Genomic DNA, 17,719 nt, shown 5'->3' with positions numbered 1-17,719 from the left:
ATTTAGCCCCGTCACGCGTATCGAAGCCATTGCCGGGTACGGTGGGCTCGATCCGCTTTGATGCGGTTCAAAAAACTTACATCTCTTCCGCAGGCGCGGTAAGGGCGCTCAGCGATATTAGCGTTGATGTGCCCGCAGGTTCCGTCTTCGGTATCATAGGGCGCTCCGGTGCAGGTAAGTCCAGCCTGCTGCGTTTGATCAACCGGCTTGAGAGACCGAGCGGGGGACAGGTGCTTGTCGATGGCGAGGACATCTCCACCTTCGACGAAGATCAGCTTGTGGCGCTGCGCCGCCGCATCGGCATGATTTTTCAGCACTTTAATCTGCTGTCGGCCAAGACAGTCTTTGGCAATGTCGCGCTACCGTTAGTCGTTGCCGGTGTGCCAGCCCAGGAGGTGCGAGAGCGTGTTGCGGAAGTCCTGAAGCTTGTGGGATTGGAAGGGAAGGAAAATACCTTTCCATCTCGCCTGTCCGGCGGGCAGAAGCAACGTGTCGGTATCGCTCGCGCACTCGTCAGCCGGCCGGAAATCCTGCTCTGTGATGAGGCGACCTCCGCCCTTGACCCTGAAACGACGCTCTCTATCCTGTCCTTGCTGAAGGACATAAACCGTCGTCTCGGTCTCACGATCGTTCTTATTACCCATGAGATGAGCGTTATCCGGGAAATCTGTGACCACGTGCTTGTGCTTGAGGCGGGGGAGATCGCCGAAACAGGGCCAGTGTGGCAGGTTTTCGGCAATCCCTGCCATGAAGCGACGCTTGCGCTTTTGAAACCGCTTGATCGCGGTCTGCCCGAAGAGGTGACGGAACGGCTGGCCTCCTCTTGGAGCGGTCAGCGCGCAACAGCGCTGATCGAGTTCACCTACAAGGGGACCGACGGCTTGCAGCCCGACCTCAGTCGTCTGTTGCGTGTTCTCGGAGAGGGGACACACATCATCCAGAGTAATCTCGACCGAATTCAGGGCCATGTCAGCGGTCGGCTAGTCGTGGCATCTCCCGCCCGCGCAGACTTGGAGGATCTGATCAAGAGTCCCGATCTGGCCCACGCAGCAAGGATCATTGGTTATGACACCGCAGATGTTTAACCGCCTCTGGCAGGCTTTCCTCGATACGCTGACGATGGTGGGGGTCTCTGCGCTCGTCGCGCTTCTCGTCGGCATTCCGCTTGCGGTTTTTCTGGTGCTGTCCTCACCCGGTGGGCTTATCAATGCGCCCCGCGCAAACCGTGTGCTTGGAGCTGTCATCAACGGCTTCCGCGCAACGCCCTTCATCGTGCTTCTAGTGGCGCTTTTGCCCTTCACGCGTCTGGTGACGGGAACCACGATCGGCGTGTGGGCTGCCATCGTACCCTTATCGATCAGCGCAACGCCTTTCTTCGCTCGGATCGCGGAAGTCAGCTTGCGTGAAGTGGAACATGGATTGATCGAGGCGGCCCAGGCAATAGGTTGTCGGCGTTGGCACATCATCCGGCATGTGCTGCTCCCGGAAGCATTGCCGGGGTTGGTAGGCGGCTTTACCATAACGGTGGTGTCCATGATCGGTGCTTCGGCCATGGCTGGAGCAGTCGGCGCCGGAGGGCTCGGCGATATGGCGATCCGTTACGGTTACCAACGCTTTGACACCACCGTCATGCTGGCGGTGATCGTGGTGCTGATCGCCACTGTGTGCGTCGTCCAGTTCGTCGGCGATGTAACCGTGCGGCGTTTACGCGCCCGTTGACCGAGCGAGTTGGCAAGGCAGGCAGGAGTACAACATTGCCTCATAAATACGATATTGGCGCCATCGGCGATCCCGAGGCGTCACGGCGGCCACGGCCTCCAAAACCGGTACACCGAATTCGCGATGATAAGGAGGCCATCGAGATAGCCTATGCACTCGCCGAAAGCTTCCATCCGGGCGCTTCGGAAAGGGACAGAGAGCGGCGGTTGCCGTGGGAAGAGATCGAGGCTTATACGGAGAGCGGTCTTGGAGCGATCACCGTTCCGCGTGCTTATGGCGGAACGGGCGCGAGTTTCGAAACCTTAAGCAAAGTATTCGAAATTCTGTGCAGTGCGGATCCAGCTCTTGGACAAATTCCGCAAAATCATTTTGGCGTGCTTGCACTGGTTCACGATATCGGTACCGAAGAGCAAAGGGCGCGTGTTTATGCCGACGTTCTGGCCGGTTATCGTATCGGCAACGCCGGGCCGGAGCGGAAGACCAAACGTGTCAACATCGCAACCACGCGGCTTGAGCAGTGTCGCGAGCGTCTGCTGCTGAGTGGTGAGCGTTTTTATTCGACTGGCGCCATTTTCGCCCATTACATTCCCACTCGGGCATTGGATCATGAGGGCCGGGCAGTTCAGGTCTGGGTGCGAAGCGATGAGCCAGGCGTGACGGTGATAGACGATTGGAATTCTTTCGGTCAGAGAACGACCGCAAGTGGAACGGTGATCTTCGACAAGGTGGCGGTCGATCCGCTATTCGTCTTTCCCGTCCACGCTTTCCTGGATAAGCCGGGCCTCGCAGGACCAGTCTCTCAGATTATTCAAGCGGCAATCGATGCGGGCATTGCCTCAGCAGCACTGAGGGATACGCTCGATTTCGTGCGCGAAAAAGCCCGTCCCTGGGTGGACTCGGGCGTAGAGCGAGCAGTGGATGATCCGACCATCGTTCACGAAGTAGGGAGCCTCTTCACCAACCTGAATGCGGCACAGGAAATCCTCTATGAAGCGGGACGTTTGCTGGATGCCGTTGCGAAGGAACCGGTAACCGCTGAGAGCAGCGCTCGTGCCTCCGTGGCGGTGGCGGAGGCGAAGATCCTGACGACGGAGATTGCTCTTGAGGCCAGCGAGAAGCTTTTCGATCTTGCGGGGTCCGCCGCCACGCGTGCCGGTCATAACCTTGATCGCCATTGGCGGAACGCCCGCGTGCACACGCTGCATGACCCTGTCAGATGGAAGTACCATCTCATTGGTAATTACGAGTTGAATGGTGCATTACCAGCACGCCACCAGTGGAACTGAGATATGACCGATCCGCGCGTTGCAACACCTGCACCTGCACCCAGTCTGAGGCCGCATCTTATTACATCCGATGTGGAGGCGCTCGAGGTGGCACAGAATTTCGCAAATCGGGTTCGAGCCGATGCTTCTGCCCGTGATGCGGAGCGACGCCTTCCATGGAAGGAACTGGATGATTTCGTTGCGACGGGTCTCTGGGGAATAACCGTCCCCAAGGAATATGGCGGAGCCGGGGTATCAGCGGGCACGCTTGCACGGGTCACCGCCATAATCGCCGCTGCTGACGGGTCGCTTTCTCAGATCCCGCAAAACCATTATTACTCGCTCGAAGTCCTTCGGGTCGGCGGAAGCGAGGCTCAGAAACGGTATTTCTATGACCGTGTTCTGGCTGGTGAACGTACCGGCAATGCTTTGGCGGAAACTGGTCATAAGGATTTCAAGCGCCGCACGCAGCTCTCGCGAAACAAGGGTGAGCAATGGCGTGTGAACGGCACGAAGTCCTATTGCACCGGCGCAATCTATGCACATTGGATTCCGACGCTGGTATCGGCAGAAGAAGGTGAAGAGGTCAGAACCTATATCGTCTTCATCCCACGGACCGCACAGGGCGTCACCGTTCTGGACGATTGGGATGGCTTCGGACAGCGGGTCACGGGCAGTGGCACCGTGCGGTTTGATGACGTCGCAGTCGAGCCAGAATGGGTCATACCGTTTCAGGCTTCTTTTGAAGTGCCAACGACAATCGGCCCGCTGGCACAGATCATCCATGCGGCAATCGATCTTGGAATTGGCGAGGGCGCCTATGGGGAGATGCTGGCTTTTGTCCGCAGCAGAGCTCGACCCTGGATCGACGCCAAAGTTGAAAGTGCTGCCGAAGATCCTTTGACCCTTAGCGAGATAGGGCAAGTCCGCGTAAAGCTTCGCGCTGCGGATGCATTGTTGCGGAAGGCGGGGCGTGCCGTGGATGAGGCTATGGCCAATCCGACAGAGGACACGGTTGCCGCGGCGTCCGTCGCCGTTGCACAGGCTAAGATCTTGTCCACCAAGGCAGGTCTGCTTGCATGCAACAAGCTGTTTGAACTCTCCGGCACATCATCAACGACGATGGAAGACAATTTCGACCGATACTGGAGGAATGTCCGCACGCACACGCTCCATGATCCTGTGCGCTGGAAGTACCAAGCGATTGGCCAATACATACTGAATGGCCGCCTGCCGCCTCGCCACGGCGCGATCTAGTTTAGTCCTGGCCGCGTTGTCATTGATGCGTCCAGTAACATGAACCCGACGACGTCTCTCTAAATCTCTATTTTCGCAATTCCAATTGGAAAATCGATTGCCCGCTGGAAACGCTTCAACTCCTGGGAAAGTCATGCCGCCTCGTAAGAAGATACTCCTCAACGCCTTTAGCATGAACTGTGTCGGCCACATCAATCACGGTCTGTGGACGCATCCGCGTGATCGGTCGCACGAGTACAAGCGGCTATCCTACTGGACGGATCTGGCGAAGACCCTGGAGCGCGGTCTGTTCGACGGCCTGTTTCTGGCGGATATCGTTGGAGTTTACGATATTTATCAATCTTCGGTCGATCTCACATTAAAGGAGTCGGTGCAGCTTCCCGTCAATGATCCCACCCTGCTGGTGTCTGCCATGGCGGCGGCCACGCAGCATCTCGGTTTCGGTATTACCGTCAACACCAGCGTTGAAGCGCCTTATACTTTTGCGCGCCGCATCTCAACGCTCGACCACCTGACTGAAGGCCGTGTTGGCTGGAACATCGTGACTGGATATCTCGACAGCGCCGCCCGCGCGCTTGGTCAGACTGGAATGAGCGAGCACGACAACCGCTATGACCGCGCCGACGACTATCTCGACGTGCTCTATAAGCTATGGGAGGGAAGTTGGTCGGATGATGCCGTGGTTGTTGACAAGGCGCGCCGCGTGTTTACCGAGCCGGGTCGCGTGCGCAAAATCCATCATCAAGGCCCCTATTACCAGAGCGAAGGATATCATTTGTCGGAGCCCTCGGCGCAACGTACGCCGGTCCTCTACCAGGCGGGTACCTCCGGGCGCGGCCGACAGTTTGCGGGTCGCCATGCCGAATGCATTTTCATCAACGCCACCGATAAGGCCGCTGCTGCCAAGACGTCCCGCACCCTGCGCGCCGAGGCCGTCGCAGCCGGGAGGCGTCCAGAGGACATCAAGATATTCGTGGGCATAACGGTTGTGCCTGGACGAACCATCTCAGAGGCAAAAGCGAAGCTGGAGGATTACCTGGACCACGCCAACCCCGAGGCAGGATTGGCACATTTCTCCGCTGGCAGCGGTATCGATTTCTCTCGTTATCAACTGGACGAGACTATTGAGTATGCGGCCGGCAACGCAATTCAGTCCGTTACAAAATTGGCTCAGCAAAGAGGCTGGACCAAGCGTCAATTGCTCCAGGAGTTGGCGATAGGAGGGCGTTACCCTGTGATTGTTGGCGATGGCGCCCATGTTGCAGAGGAATTGATTTCCTGGCTAGACGAGGGCGAAATAGACGGCTTCAACCTGACACGAACCGTTGTACCTGAAAGCTATGTCGATTTTATTGACATCGTCGTGCCGGAATTGCAGGAGCGCGGCGCATACAAGACGGCTTACTCAGACGGCACACTGAGGAGTCGGTTGTTTGACGCTGGTAACAGATTGCCGGACAATCACTATGGCAGCAGGTTTAGGTGGACCGCTACGGAACAGTAACCTTGGCTTGCTCCCCATCTCACCATCGATCATGTGAACAACGCGTTCAATATCTTACCCTCGAGTGCGGCGAGTTCCGGCGCGCCGTGACGACGTGGGCGCGCGAAGGGGACCTCGACATCGAGCGTGATCCGGCCGGCATCGATAACGATAATCCGGTCGGCCAGCGCCACGGCCTCGGTGACGTCATGGGTAACGAGCACGGCCGTAAATTTCTGCTGCTGCCAAATATCTTCCAATAGCCGCTGCATCTCGATCCGGGTCAGCGCGTCGAGCGCTCCAAGTGGCTCGTCGAGTGCCAGAACCTGCGGCCGGGCGACAAGTGCTCGGGCGAGCGCGACGCGCTGCCTTTGTCCTCCCGAAAGAACAGATGGCCATTCGTCTGCGCGATCCTCAAGGCCGACATCGCGCAGGATCGAAAGCGATCGCTCTCGGACCTCGGAGCCCTTCGATATGCCGGTCAAGCCGACGCCCACATTTTTGGCTACCCTTGCCCAGGGTAACAAACGAGGTTCCTGAAACATGATCCGGGTGCGCCCGCTACCATCTTGTGAGGTTACTGTCACCGATCCGGAAGTCGGTTTGTCGAGTCCTGCCAACAGGCGAAGCAGGGTACTCTTACCGCAGCCGCTTTTGCCGATCACAGCCAGGAACTGGCCTGCGGGAATGTCGAGGTCGATGCCCTTCAAGACCTGCTTGTTGCCGAAGTCGCGGGTGACGCCTCGAAACGACACTGCAATCGGTAGACGCACCGGCTCCGGGCCTGCGGGTTCGGCAAAAGACGCTTTTGACACACTTGGGATGTTGACTACGGACATTGGTTCTAAGTTTCCCATCGATCTGGAGGCGTCAAGCGGGTTGAAAGGCAGGGTGCCATTTCAGGGTCAGCCGTTCGAGCAGGCGCGCAAGTGAGTCGGCAAGTTTTCCGAGCAGCGCGTAGATGATAATCGACAATAAGACGACATCGATCAGTAGGAACTCTCGGGCTTGCATCGCCATGTACCCGAGGCCGGAAGAGGCAGCAATGGTCTCGGCAACAATAAGCGTCAGCCACATAATTCCAAGCGCGTAACGCAACCCCACAAACATCGACGGCAGGGCACCGGGAAGAATAACTTGGAAAAAAAGCGTCCAAGGCGTCATGCCGTAAGTGCGTCCCATCTCAACGAGTTGGCGGTCGACGGTCTGTATGCCCAGCACTGTGTTCACGTAGATCGGGAAGAAAACGCCGAGCGCTACCAGGAACAGTTTGGCTTCCTCATCGATACCGAACCAGAGGATGACCAGCGGGATCAGTGCCAGATGTGGAATGTTGCGGATCATCTGCAGCGTCGTGTCGGTGAGATTGCGCGACAAGGCCGACAAACCGTTCATCAGGCCGAAAACAAGGCCGATAGTTCCGCCGATGACAAAGCCGGACAGAGCACGCGCCGTGCTGATGGCGATATTGTGCAGCAGTTCGCCGGATAGCAGCAGCCGCCAGAAAGCCTCTGCAACCGCGGAGGGCGGCGCCATCGTATTCGGGGAAATCCAGCCGAGGCGGCTCGCAATCTCCCACAGAATGATCAAGAGGGCGGGCAATATCCAGCCCGATATCTTTTCTATGACAAAGCGATCTATGCGAACCATTAAAACTGCTTCTCTGATGTGCAACGCCTAGCCTACAGCCAGACGGTCATATTGAATGGATACCGGCGCGCCACGGTCAGCGCGCCGATCAACTCTAGGAGAGATCGATTGGAAAACCTTAATTGGTACCTGGTGCCTTCCAGATCGCGTCAGCCACATTGATTTGTTTGGGAATCAGGCCAATTTTGAAGAACCGGTCCGCAGTTTCCTGCTGGCTTTTAACGATCTCTGGCGTAATGGGGCCAATACCGAATTCGGCACGGTTAGCAGCCAGTGTCTGCGCCTCAAGAGGTACATTTGTCACGTCATGCAGTGCCTCTGCCACTTTATCGCGATTGGCAGCAGCCCATGTTGCGGCGACTTTCAGGGCATCGATTGTTGTCGTGACCACGTCTGGATGGGCGATTGCGAACTTGCTGTTCGCCAAGAAGTAGGTCTTGACCTGCAGGGTTTCGGCAGAGGTGGTCAATACGCGTGGCTTGTATCGCGTTTCGGCGATCGCGAAGAAGGGGTCCCAGACCGCCCATGCATCGATCTTGTCGCTCGCAAAGGCGGCTGCCGCGTCCGGCGGGCTAAGATAGACTGGTGTGATATCCGAAAACGCGACGCCCGCCTTTTCGAGTGCTGCAACCAAAAGGTTGTGTGCGCTGGTTCCCTTACCGACCCCAACCTTTTTGCCTTTCAGATCGGCAACCGTTTTGATGTCTGACTGAGGCTTCACGAAGATTGCCTCGCCCGCGCCGTTGGAAGGAAGCGCGGCAACATAGGAGATCGCCGAGCCTGCTGCTTGCCCGAAGATCGGGGGAGCGTCGCCGGTCCAACCCAAGTCAATGGAACCCACATTGAGTGCTTCGATGATCGGCGGCCCTGCGGTGAATTCCACCCACTTAACAGTCGTTCCCTTCGGCTCGAGTGCTTTCTCGATGACCTTCTGCTGTTGGGCTATGACTGGAAGATTGGTCTTCTGGAAACCGATCCTGAGTTCCTTCAGATCTTCAGCAGAAGCAGGTGACAGCGAAAGCATGACGAGCATGGCGATGCCCGCTCCGATGACGCGTCGTATGGCAGCAAACATTAATGTATCTCCAACCGGGGTTGTCCTTGATCCAGATCTTGATCCTAACGACGCGGCGTGACGAGCGAGCCGTTTGTTTTTCTGATCGGAGCGGCTTGCGTGGAAAAATTTTGCCGGTTTGCGGCGTGTGCAGCGGTTGGATTCTGATGTCCGGATTTGTGTGGATATCATGCCTATAGTTGGCGTGCTCCCCGTCTGCCTTGTCGGGTCGCGATGCAATTTTAGTTTTGGCGACCTAGAGAACCGGTTAGCGCCCTAGTTGATGGACGGATTATCCTAGCCGTGCATCGCGTACCCACAACCTCTGTCAGTTGCTCTCTGTCAGTTTAAGATGCGCACTTACAGAAACCGCCATGCCGCGACGGCTGACGCCGAGCTTGGCGAAGATGTTTTTCAGATGAAATTTGACGGTGGTTTCCGAGATATGAAGTTCGCGCGCGATCTCCTTATTGCTGCGGCCATCGGATAAAAGCTTAAGTACGGTAACTTCGCGAGCGCTCATTAGGCCCGGCGTGGGTGAAGCGGACTCTTCATCCGTCGTTTTAAGGCGCGTCGTTCGCTGCTGACGACCAAGGCCGTGGCCGACGATGCGGCTCATGAATAAAACCGCGTCAGGGCTGAAGACCTTCAAGCCGAAACGGCGGACGATGGCGCGTAGCGTGGCGGCCAATTCCTGTCCCTCATCAGTAAACAGTTGCGTGGCCTCGTGGGTGCGGGCAAGAGCGATGGTCGATTGCAGATAGGCGAAGGCCTGTTGTTGCCGCCCCGCCTTCCAAGCAGCCTGTACCGCCATGATCTCGGCCAGCATGCGGTGATAGGCGTGGCCCAACGCGCGCGCTGAGACGATCAACGCCTCAAGCAACCGCAACGCCTCCGGCGCCTGTCCCTGGGCAAGGGCTAGGCGCGCCGCCGCGAGATCGAAATCATAGGCCTCACGCCATGTCCAGTTATCCGGTACGCTTGCATCTCTCAGCGATTTTGCCCGCTCAATGGCCTGTGTGGCGGATTCGAGCATGCCTGCCCTGACGAGCAGGTCGATGCGCATAATGGCAGCGGCAGTCTTCAATCGCGGCAGATTGCGTTCGACCGCCACTTCCTCCGCTTTGTCGAGCGCGGACGCTGCGGCATCGAAGCCGCTGACCTGCAGACGGCTGCGGGCCAGAAGCCAGAAGAGCCGCGTGAACAAATCCACCCAGCTTTCCCCGCGGATGAGCGGCTCCATGCATTCCGTGAGGCTTCGCTCCACCTGCAGCACCTCGCCCTGTTGATAAAGCGCATCGGCCATGGCCAGACGTACGATGGCAAGCAGGTTGCGGTCGGTCCAGTGCACCCGCTCCACCAGTTCCTCCGCCTCCCGGCAGAATTGAAGAGCGGCGGAAAACTCGCCTTTCAGCGTGCTGACGAGGCCAAGATGGATGAGCATGAAGACCTGGGCATAAGGCGTCTTTTCCTCCCGATAATAGCCGAGCGCCCTCAGCGCGACGCGTCGTGCCTCCTCCAGATCACCAGTACGTGTGTAGATGATGCAAAGGTGATTGAAGAGCCAGGCCAGTTCCCAGGTGGCGTGTGGCGGTAAGGCGGCTGCGGTGTGCTCCAGCCGTACCGCATGCTCGCGCGTCATGCGGCGATCTTCATAGACGTCGATCAGGCTGTCGATATGGTCGAGAACGCCGCGATCGACGGCAGCAAGCGCGGCTGGCGACCATTCGCCGTTCGTCTTCAACGTATCCAGCCGTTCGCGCCCGGCAGTGGCATTTCCGCGTTTTGACAGCACCACGGCATAGCAGACCATCAATCCGGGCGAGGCATGCAGGACATCGGGTGGGAAATTGTCGATCAAATGCTCCAGCACCTGATGACCCGCCCGAAGGAAGATGTCGACGCCTCCCGCCTTGCCGATGATTTCCTCGGCCATGCGGAAATCGCCGCTCTGTGCCGCATGAGAGACTGCGCGTTCTAGATGGGCACGGGTGGCAAACCACAGCGCTGCTTGCCGATGCAGCCCTTTCTTTTCCGCATCGGAAACGAAGACCGCATCCCTTTCGAGCGAGGTGCGCAGGACCGGATGCAGTGACAGCCAGCCATTCTGCCCGTTCTCGATGACCGGATGCATGCTCTCGATCATCGTCAGGTCCTCTTCCGAAAGCTTGTTGAAGCCGAGGTCGGAGGCAAGGTCGAGACGGAACTCCTGAAAGGGCGTGACGCCGCGCAACATTGTCAGGAGAGCGGGAGAGAGCCGGTTGACGACGGTTTCGCGCGCATAGTCTGTCAGGTCCGGATGTGTTCCGGCAAGAAGCACGCGCCGCTCCTCCTCGTTTGGCTCGTTGGCGAGGATGCCGGAAGCGAGCTGGGTCAGCGCCGGCCACCCGCGCGTGACCTCCATCAGAGGGTCGACAAGCGCCGTCATGGCATTGCCCGCCAGCAGCCTTCTTACCTCGGAGCGCCCGAATTCAAGATCCTTCGCCGTCAGTTCGGCCAGCACGCCGCGGGCTTTCAGCCGCGCCAGAGGCAGTCGCGCCGGGGAGCAGGAGGAGACCGCGATCCTGAGCCGGTCGGGTGCCGAGAGGATCAGTTCCTCCAGAAGGCCATTCCGACCAACCGTTTGGCTGTCACTGGTTTCGATCTCGTCGATATTGTCGATGAAGAGCACGGTGTCGCCGTCGCGGCGCGCAATGGCTTCCATGGCTTGCGTCAAGGCGTCCTGTTTATCGACCAGAGCGGCAAGGCCGAGCGACTTGAGCAACTCCCCGAGGAAGCGCTCAGGCGAAGCGATGCCGGATGCGGTGAGCCATGAGCAATGAGACAAGGCCGTGTCCGACATGCCGGGCAGCATCAATCGACGATCCATCAGCCTCTCATAGGCGGCCTTCATCAGGGCTGTCTTGCCGAAACCGGGCGGTGCGCGCAGGACGACAATCTGGCGTGCGAGCCCGGATGCTAGTTTCGATAGCAGATAGGGCCGCTCGATGCCGGAAAAGAGCATGCGCGGCGGGCCGAAACGCAATCCGGCTGCCGCGAAGGTTCTGACGGGATGCAAGGATTTTTCACGCAGGACACGGCTCGGCATCGGCTCTCTTTTCATTCCGGAACCAGCCTCATCCTCCGCCGTCTTTGGCCGGGAGATGAGCGCTGGTATCAGTGCGCGATGCTGGCCTTTCGTCAAGAGCCGAGTGGTTGGTAGGCTTGCGTCAGGCCAAAAGCGCTGGGGCCGAAGACGGCGAGCGCTTCCGGCGTGCGCATGATCGGCGGGACGCGCACCGCCAGTACGTTGACACGCTGTCCATAGCGTAGCCTCTCGGTGGTGATTGCTTCTGCCGTGTCGATATCCAGAATGGTGATGAGATCGGGCACGATGGCAAGCATGCGCCCGCCCTCTTCCTCGGCGACGAGATTTTCGTTCTGAATGCGGATTTTCACCTTCGGCTTGGAGGTGTCGAATGGCTCGATCGTGGCAATGCCCACGGACCAGCCATTTTGCTCCTTGCGCGCCACATCCGCCACCTTGCCGGAGGTTATGACCTCAGCATGACCGTAATGGGTGCCGGAAAAGAATGCGATCAGCGCCTCGACGGGATTGAGGTGCTGCGCTGCTGCTTCCCTCAGTGTCCGGCCAATGCCGATCGCAAGCGACATAGTGGCCGGGACAGAGACCCTCTTGGTCGTCTGCCCATCCATGCCGTAATTGACGATATAGGCTTGGCCACCCATGCGGATCGTTACGCCGCGCGCCAGCCATTCGGCCTTGGCGGCATCCGCCGTCTCGATCAGCACGCGGTTGCCACGCTCATCTGCGACTGCGACCGGGCTTGCCGGCACGCCATAGACGTTGAAGGTTTCCATTTCGAGCTGCGGGAAAGCGCGGCCCATGCCGTCGGCATCGATGACCGGCACACGCTTCTTGGCGGCAAGGATGATCGGCACCATGGAGTTGATGCCGCCTGCCTCGAAGGGGATGATGGCGTCCGCATTCAGGCCGGTGTGATCCTCATAGGTTTCGAGCGCCAGATTGCCTTCGTCGCCGGAGGGGATCTTCTCGATCAAGATGGTCGGTGCGCCCATGGCGCCACAAGCGACCACTGTCGCGCCATCGGGCACGTCTTCCAGCGCCATCAGATCCACAGGGCCGTATTTTTCTATGGCAGCCTTCGCCAGAAGCTTGCCGATATAGGGATCGCCGCCGCCACCGGTGCCGAGCACCGCGGCTCCCACGGCCAGATCGTCAATGTCCTGATCAGTGATGCGTGCCATTTCAGACGATCTCCTCAATGGAGGTGAAGGGTTCTTTCAGCCCGAAACAGGCTGGCCCGAAGACGTCGAGCGCTTCCGGTGTGCGCATGATTTCCGGCACGGAGACCGCGACCACGGTCACGCGCTGACCATAGCGCAGGTTCTCGCTGGTGATCGGCTCGGCGGTTTCGGTGTTCATGATCGAGATAAGATCCGGCACGATGGCCCTGACCTTCCCGTCCTGCCGGGCAATCAGGTTCTCGTTCTGGATTTCGATCTCCATCTGCGAGGAGAAGGGTGCGATCCCGTCGATGAGCGCACGGCCGATGGTGAAGCCTGCCTTGGTCTCGCGCAGCACGTCGACGATCTTGCCCTTGAAGATGACGCGGCCATAGCGATAGAGCGTCGAGGGCAGGAAGCCGAGGAGCGCCTCGATCGGATTGCGATGCTCGTCGTGTGCCTTGCGCAGCACCTCGCCGATGCGGATCGCGAGGGTAAGTGTATTCGGAATGGCAGTGCGCTTCACATCGGCACCGCTCATGGCATATTCGGCAATATAGGCGCAGCCGCCCATGCGGATGGCGACGGCGCGAGACAGCCACTCCATCTGCCGGTTGTCGACAGCCTCGATCAGGGCGCAATCGCCCCACTCGTTGCTGACTGCCATGGGCGAACCGGAGACGCCGTAAACGCCAAAGGTCTCCATCTCAAGGAACGGAAAGGCGCGCCCCATACCGTCCGCATCGACGATCGGCAGGCCAAGCCGTGCGCCGACGACCAGCGGAATGGTGGAGTTGATGCCGCCGATCTCGATCGGCATCGTATAGTCGGCCTTTTTGCCAAGGCGCTTTTCCAACCGCCTGAGTGAAGCCACCGCCTCCTCGCCGGACGGAATTTTCTCCACCAGCACGGTCGGCGCGCCCATCATCGCCGTCGGGATCACCAGGCAATCATCGGAAAGCTCCCTGGGATCGATCAGCTCCACCTCGCAGCCCTCATCCAGGCATTGCTGTACCATCAGGCGCCCGACGTAGGGGTCGCCGCCGCCGCCGGTACCGAGAAATGCCGCACCCACGGCAAGATCGGCCAAATGTTCTCGTGTCAGTTTCATTGCCGTCCCCTCAACCAATCACCAAATCGCCGACCGCCTTGACGCGGATGCGTGTGGCGCTGCCCGGTAGATAGGCGAGTGGCACTTCTTCGATATCCATGATCTTGACGGAGGAAGGGGTGGCACCTGCCTTGATCGCGCGTTCGGATGCTTCCGCCTTGGCCCCTGCCAGAACCGCGTCGCGCGAGGTTCCCTCCAGCGAGAAGATACGATCGACCTCGCCGCCAACCTGGGCAATGGCCGCGCCGATGGCATTGGCCACAGATGCGTTTTCGGGTCTCAGCACCTTGGAGGCGGAGGGCAGGTCGCGCGAGACGAGGATTGATCCGCCCCCGACGAGGATGACAGGCAAAGGCTCGGCGCTGGTCTTCATGCGGTCCACCGCCTCATCGACCATGCGGTGCATGGTGGCGAGCGCGGTTTCGATCGTCTTTGCCGGAATGTGCGCGACACGGGAGCGGTCGCCGATATCTTCCAGGCCCGCGGCCACCACGATATCCGTCGTCGTCATCGTGTCACCGCCGAAGACGAGCGCTTTGGTGGTGATCTCGTAACCGACCGAATCCGGGCCGATGCGCTCCCCATCGTCGCGCACCAGCGAACCGCCGCCGAGACCGATGGCCAGCACGTCCGGCATGCGGAAATTGGTGCGCACGCCGCCAATATCGACGGCGACAGCGGATTCGCGCGGGAAGCCGTGCACCAGCATCCCGACATCCGAAGTGGTGCCGCCAATGTCCACCACCATTGCTTCCTTGGCACCTGCCAGCATTGCAGCGCCGCGCATGGAGTTGGTGGGGCCAGAGGCGAAGGTCAGCACCGGATAGCGCTCCACATAATCCGGCGACATCAGTGTCCCGTCATTCTGGCTAATGAAAAAGGGAGCCGTGATCTCCAGTTCCTTCAACGCCTCGCGGAAGGACGAGACGACCTTGCGTGACAATTCCGCGAGAGATGCGTTCATGATCGAGGCGTTTTCGCGCTCAAGGAAACCAACGCGGCCGATTTCGTGGCTGAGCGAGAGGGCGATATCCGGCACCTCGTTCTTGAGGATTTCAGCGGCGCGCAGCTCCATTTCCGGCGTGACCGGTGAAAAAACCGAAGTAACGGCAGCCGTTTTCAGGCCGCGTTCGCGTACGGTGCGGGCGACCTCCATCAGGCCCTTCTCATCAAGCGGGGCGATGGTACGGCCATCGAATTCATGGCCGCCGCGCAGCATGAAGGTATGGCGGCCGAGCGTATCGGCAAGATCCTTGGGCCAGTCGGTCAGTGGTGGCAGGCCCTTGGTGGCTGGCAAACCGAGGCGGATCGCCGCCACTTCCAGCAGCCGCTTGCGCTCTACCACCGCATTGGTGAAATGGGTGGTGCCAATCATGACCGCCTGGATTTGCGAAACCGAGACGCCGGTCATGCCGAGAAGCTTCTTCAGCACCGCCACGATGCCCGAGCCGACATCGGCGGTCGTTGGACTCTTGCAGGCGCCCAATACCGCCGCGCCATCCATAAGGGCGGCGTCCGTATTCGTGCCGCCCACGTCAATGCCTATACGCATGTCTTTCTCCTATGACTGACAAAGGAAACCGGCCGCCCGTACGCTTCATCCGAGGGCGTTTCGTTTCGCTCGATTGTTTGTTTGGATGCTTTGGCCGTCAGGCCATCAGCACCTCCGACCGTTCGGGGTCCCAACTGACCCCGCAAAGTTGCCCTGGCGAAAGTCTTGCGACATGGGACTGGTTCTGTCTCTCAGCGACCATGTCCTGCCCGCCCACCGAAAGACGGTAGCGCACCAGTGCGCCCTGATAGGTTTCCGAGACCACGGTTGCGGGAAGGCCGGTTCCGGGCTCGCCGATGATGAGGTTTTCCGGCCTGACCACCAGCTTGACGGAAGACCCGCCCGCAAGGTCACTGGCGGGAAGGCGCGTCAGCGCCGTCTGTCCGCCGAAGCCGACAGCCAGGCGATCTCCCTCGCGGCCCTTCACAGTGGCATCGATCACGTTGGACTGGCCGATGAAGGTGGTAACGAAGAGGGTTTTCGGCCGCTCATAGATTTCCTGCGGCGTGCCGACCTGCTCGACCCGAGCCTTTTGCATCACGCCGATCCTGTCCGACATGGTGAGCGCCTCGTCCTGATCATGCGTGACATAGACCGTGGTGATGCCGAGTGTCTTTTGCAGTTCCTTGATCCAGTATTTCATTTCCTCGCGCAGCGCCTTGTCGAGTGCTGAAAGCGGTTCGTCCAGAAGCAGGATGCGGGGTTGGGTCACCAGCACGCGGGCAAGTGCCACACGTTGCTGTTCCCCGCCCGACAATTGCCGCTGATAGCGGTCTTCGTAGCCCATGAGGCCCACCTGTTTCAGTGCGAAGGCCACAGCCGTATCGATTTCGACGGGCGACTTCTTCCGAAGTTTCAGCCCAAACGCGATGTTTTCAGCCACGTTCATATGCGGGAAGATCGCGTAGTTCTGGAAAACGATGCCGATGTCGCGCTTTTCCGGCGGCAGGTAAGTCACGTCATCCGAGCCGATCAGAATCTGGCCGGAGGTCGGCCGGATGAAGCCCGCAATCATGCGCAGCGTCGTCGATTTACCGCAGCCGGACGGTCCGAGTAGCGAAAAGAACTCGCCCTGTTCTATGTGCAGATCGATACCGGCGACCGCGACGTTGTCGCCATAGGACTTGACGAGATTTTTGAGTTGAATGTCCGACATCGTATCCGATCGTCCTTCAGGTCCGCGCTTTGTGTCCGTTCTTCATTTGCTCGTTGGCGGGCGCCTTGTCGCAGGCGCCCGCTCTGTTCGGCGTCAGCCGGCGAAAATCTCGTTCACGGTCTCGACGATTTCGTCTTCGTTTTCGAGGTAGGCCTTCCAGTCAGGCAGCCAGAAATTCTTGATGGCATCGGCGCTGTTGACGATGCCGGCCTTGACCAGATTGTCCGGCAGAACGGCGTTCGATACGGTCGGGCGCAGATAGAATTCCTTGCCCATATTGGTCATGAAGGATGGCTCCAGCGCCCGGTTCAGCAGCGCATAGGCAAGTTTCTTCTGGGTCGGCTCCGAGTAACGGCTGATCGTGTAGGTCTGGGTCAGGATCGGCTGGAGTTCCTTCCAGTACATGACGGCGAAAGGAGCGCCCTTGTCGCGAGCCTGCATCGGCTCGGCGTCACTCTGTACCGCGATCACGACCTCGCCACGATCCATCAGCGTCTGCATGTTGCCGGTGAAGTCGGAAATCTTGGCGGGCATCAGTGCTTTCATCGCCTCGTAGCCGGCCTTCAGGTCGTACTGATCCTTGCCGAACAGCGAGCAGGCGACGAGGAAGAAGTCCATCTGGAGCGTGTTAGAGGTAATATAGGTGCCGCGCTTGCCGGCGAATTCCGGCTTCCACATGTCCTTGAAGCTGGTCGGTGGCGGATTGACGAGATCGGTTCGGTAGGCGTGGACATACTGGTTGAAGGCCCATGTGACACCAACACCGTTCGATGTCGCGAAGGGCCATAGGTTCTTGCCGTTCGGAAGATTGGGAAGGATTTCTTCAATCGTGTGGAAGAAATCGCCCGCACCCGCCGTCTTGAACATTTCCGGCAGGTTCCAGTTGGTGATGTCGAGCGGCGGCTTCTTCGGGCCGTTGGCGACGAATTTTGGGAACCACGGCCAGGTGGAATCATACTCGATCTTGCAGTTGAAATCCTTGGCAAAATCGGTCAGCAGGTATTTGTTCACCAGCTCGCCCCATGGGCCGCCCCATTCGCCGACGCGCAACACCGCGCCACCGGCATCGAAGACCGAGCCGTCGTAAGTGACGTCCTGCGAGAAGGCGTGGTTGATGTTGAAGAGCGGTAGTGTTGCCGCAGCAGCGCCGAGTTTCAAGAGCTTGCGGCGGTTGGGATCGAAGGTCTTTACGGTCATGTCCATGTTCCCCTTGTTGTTCGAACT

Annotated in this window: 14 protein-coding genes; 5 read left to right on the top strand and 9 right to left on the bottom strand. The window is 59.2% G+C overall.

The genetic code is table 11. The annotated features are described in order from the left end of the window. Positions 1–41: 41 nt before the first annotated feature. From QE435_RS00940 to QE435_RS00920, 5 genes are all read left to right on the top strand, one after another. Complete coding sequence (locus QE435_RS00940) at positions 42–1,085, top strand: ATP-binding cassette domain-containing protein (RefSeq protein ID WP_349041100.1); 1,044 nt, start codon at positions 42–44, stop codon at positions 1,083–1,085. Further along, on the top strand, positions 1,066–1,719 hold the full coding sequence (locus QE435_RS00935) for a methionine ABC transporter permease (protein ID WP_309769077.1): 654 nt from the start codon (positions 1,066–1,068) through the stop codon (positions 1,717–1,719). Before QE435_RS00940 ends, QE435_RS00935 begins: the two co-directional genes overlap by 20 nt. A gap of 35 nt (positions 1,720–1,754) precedes the next feature. Further along, positions 1,755–3,005: an SfnB family sulfur acquisition oxidoreductase gene (locus QE435_RS00930; protein WP_349039872.1), complete on the top strand. Its 1,251-nt coding sequence runs from the start codon at positions 1,755–1,757 to the stop codon at positions 3,003–3,005. Between the two features lie 3 nt (positions 3,006–3,008). After that, the gene (locus QE435_RS00925) at positions 3,009–4,241 is read left to right on the top strand and encodes an SfnB family sulfur acquisition oxidoreductase (RefSeq protein WP_349039871.1); all 1,233 of its coding nucleotides are present in this window, start codon (positions 3,009–3,011) and stop codon (positions 4,239–4,241) included. A 133-nt stretch (positions 4,242–4,374) separates the two neighbouring features. After that, positions 4,375–5,745 carry an LLM class flavin-dependent oxidoreductase gene (locus tag QE435_RS00920; protein ID WP_349039870.1) on the top strand — a complete coding sequence of 457 codons (1,371 nt, stop codon included), beginning with the start codon at positions 4,375–4,377 and terminating at the stop codon, positions 5,743–5,745. 29 nt (positions 5,746–5,774) lie between these two features. Here the strand turns inward: QE435_RS00920 and QE435_RS00915 are convergent, their stop codons facing one another. The 9 genes from QE435_RS00915 to QE435_RS00875 form a co-directional block, all read right to left on the bottom strand. Continuing rightward, positions 5,775–6,563, bottom strand: a complete 789-nt coding sequence (locus tag QE435_RS00915; RefSeq protein ID WP_349039869.1) for an ATP-binding cassette domain-containing protein — start codon at positions 6,561–6,563, stop codon at positions 5,775–5,777. Between the two features lie 31 nt (positions 6,564–6,594). After that, the gene (locus tag QE435_RS00910; protein WP_306929996.1) at positions 6,595–7,374 is read right to left on the bottom strand and encodes an ABC transporter permease subunit; all 780 of its coding nucleotides are present in this window, start codon (positions 7,372–7,374) and stop codon (positions 6,595–6,597) included. A gap of 118 nt (positions 7,375–7,492) precedes the next feature. Beyond that, positions 7,493–8,449, bottom strand: a complete 957-nt coding sequence (locus QE435_RS00905; RefSeq protein WP_349039868.1) for an aliphatic sulfonate ABC transporter substrate-binding protein — start codon at positions 8,447–8,449, stop codon at positions 7,493–7,495. Between the two features lie 307 nt (positions 8,450–8,756). Continuing rightward, positions 8,757–11,516 (bottom strand): LuxR C-terminal-related transcriptional regulator, encoded by a 2,760-nt coding sequence (locus tag QE435_RS00900; protein ID WP_349039867.1) that lies wholly within the window; start codon positions 11,514–11,516, stop codon positions 8,757–8,759. Positions 11,517–11,608: 92 nt separating this feature from the next. Next, complete coding sequence (locus tag QE435_RS00895; protein WP_349039866.1) at positions 11,609–12,697, bottom strand: DUF917 domain-containing protein; 1,089 nt, start codon at positions 12,695–12,697, stop codon at positions 11,609–11,611. A gap of 1 nt (position 12,698) precedes the next feature. Further along, entirely contained in the window at positions 12,699–13,787 is a 1,089-nt protein-coding gene (locus QE435_RS00890; protein ID WP_349039865.1) for a DUF917 domain-containing protein, read from the bottom strand. Between the two features lie 10 nt (positions 13,788–13,797). Continuing rightward, on the bottom strand, positions 13,798–15,339 hold the full coding sequence (locus QE435_RS00885; RefSeq protein ID WP_349039864.1) for a hydantoinase/oxoprolinase family protein: 1,542 nt from the start codon (positions 15,337–15,339) through the stop codon (positions 13,798–13,800). 97 nt (positions 15,340–15,436) lie between these two features. Then, the gene (locus tag QE435_RS00880) at positions 15,437–16,495 is read right to left on the bottom strand and encodes an ABC transporter ATP-binding protein (RefSeq protein WP_349039863.1); all 1,059 of its coding nucleotides are present in this window, start codon (positions 16,493–16,495) and stop codon (positions 15,437–15,439) included. Positions 16,496–16,588: 93 nt separating this feature from the next. Next, entirely contained in the window at positions 16,589–17,692 is a 1,104-nt protein-coding gene (locus tag QE435_RS00875; RefSeq protein ID WP_309769051.1) for an ABC transporter substrate-binding protein, read from the bottom strand. Between the last annotated feature and the right edge of the window lie 27 nt (positions 17,693–17,719).

Origin of the sequence: Agrobacterium sp. SORGH_AS 787, assembly GCF_030819035.1 — a bacterium.
In the GTDB taxonomy this organism is placed as follows: Bacteria; Pseudomonadota; Alphaproteobacteria; order Rhizobiales; family Rhizobiaceae; genus Agrobacterium; species Agrobacterium larrymoorei_B.
Note: the sequence above shows the minus strand (reverse complement) of the source record. Positions and strands in the feature narration are given on the sequence as shown.

Excerpts from the sequence above, each read along its gene's own strand:
- QE435_RS00935 (WP_309769077.1), top strand. The coding sequence starts at position 1,066 with ATGACACCGCAGATGTTTAACCGCCTCTGGCAGGCTTTCCTCGATACG.
- QE435_RS00925 (WP_349039871.1), top strand. The coding sequence starts at position 3,009 with ATGACCGATCCGCGCGTTGCAACACCTGCACCTGCACCCAGTCTGAGG.
- QE435_RS00920 (WP_349039870.1), top strand. The coding sequence starts at position 4,375 with ATGCCGCCTCGTAAGAAGATACTCCTCAACGCCTTTAGCATGAACTGT.
- QE435_RS00915 (WP_349039869.1), bottom strand. The coding sequence starts at position 6,563 with ATGTCCGTAGTCAACATCCCAAGTGTGTCAAAAGCGTCTTTTGCCGAA.
- QE435_RS00910 (WP_306929996.1), bottom strand. The coding sequence starts at position 7,374 with ATGGTTCGCATAGATCGCTTTGTCATAGAAAAGATATCGGGCTGGATA.
- QE435_RS00905 (WP_349039868.1), bottom strand. The coding sequence starts at position 8,449 with ATGTTTGCTGCCATACGACGCGTCATCGGAGCGGGCATCGCCATGCTC.
- QE435_RS00900 (WP_349039867.1), bottom strand. The coding sequence starts at position 11,516 with ATGCCGAGCCGTGTCCTGCGTGAAAAATCCTTGCATCCCGTCAGAACC.
- QE435_RS00895 (WP_349039866.1), bottom strand. The coding sequence starts at position 12,697 with ATGGCACGCATCACTGATCAGGACATTGACGATCTGGCCGTGGGAGCC.
- QE435_RS00890 (WP_349039865.1), bottom strand. The coding sequence starts at position 13,787 with ATGAAACTGACACGAGAACATTTGGCCGATCTTGCCGTGGGTGCGGCA.
- QE435_RS00885 (WP_349039864.1), bottom strand. The coding sequence starts at position 15,339 with ATGCGTATAGGCATTGACGTGGGCGGCACGAATACGGACGCCGCCCTT.
- QE435_RS00880 (WP_349039863.1), bottom strand. The coding sequence starts at position 16,495 with ATGTCGGACATTCAACTCAAAAATCTCGTCAAGTCCTATGGCGACAAC.
- QE435_RS00875 (WP_309769051.1), bottom strand. The coding sequence starts at position 17,692 with ATGACCGTAAAGACCTTCGATCCCAACCGCCGCAAGCTCTTGAAACTC.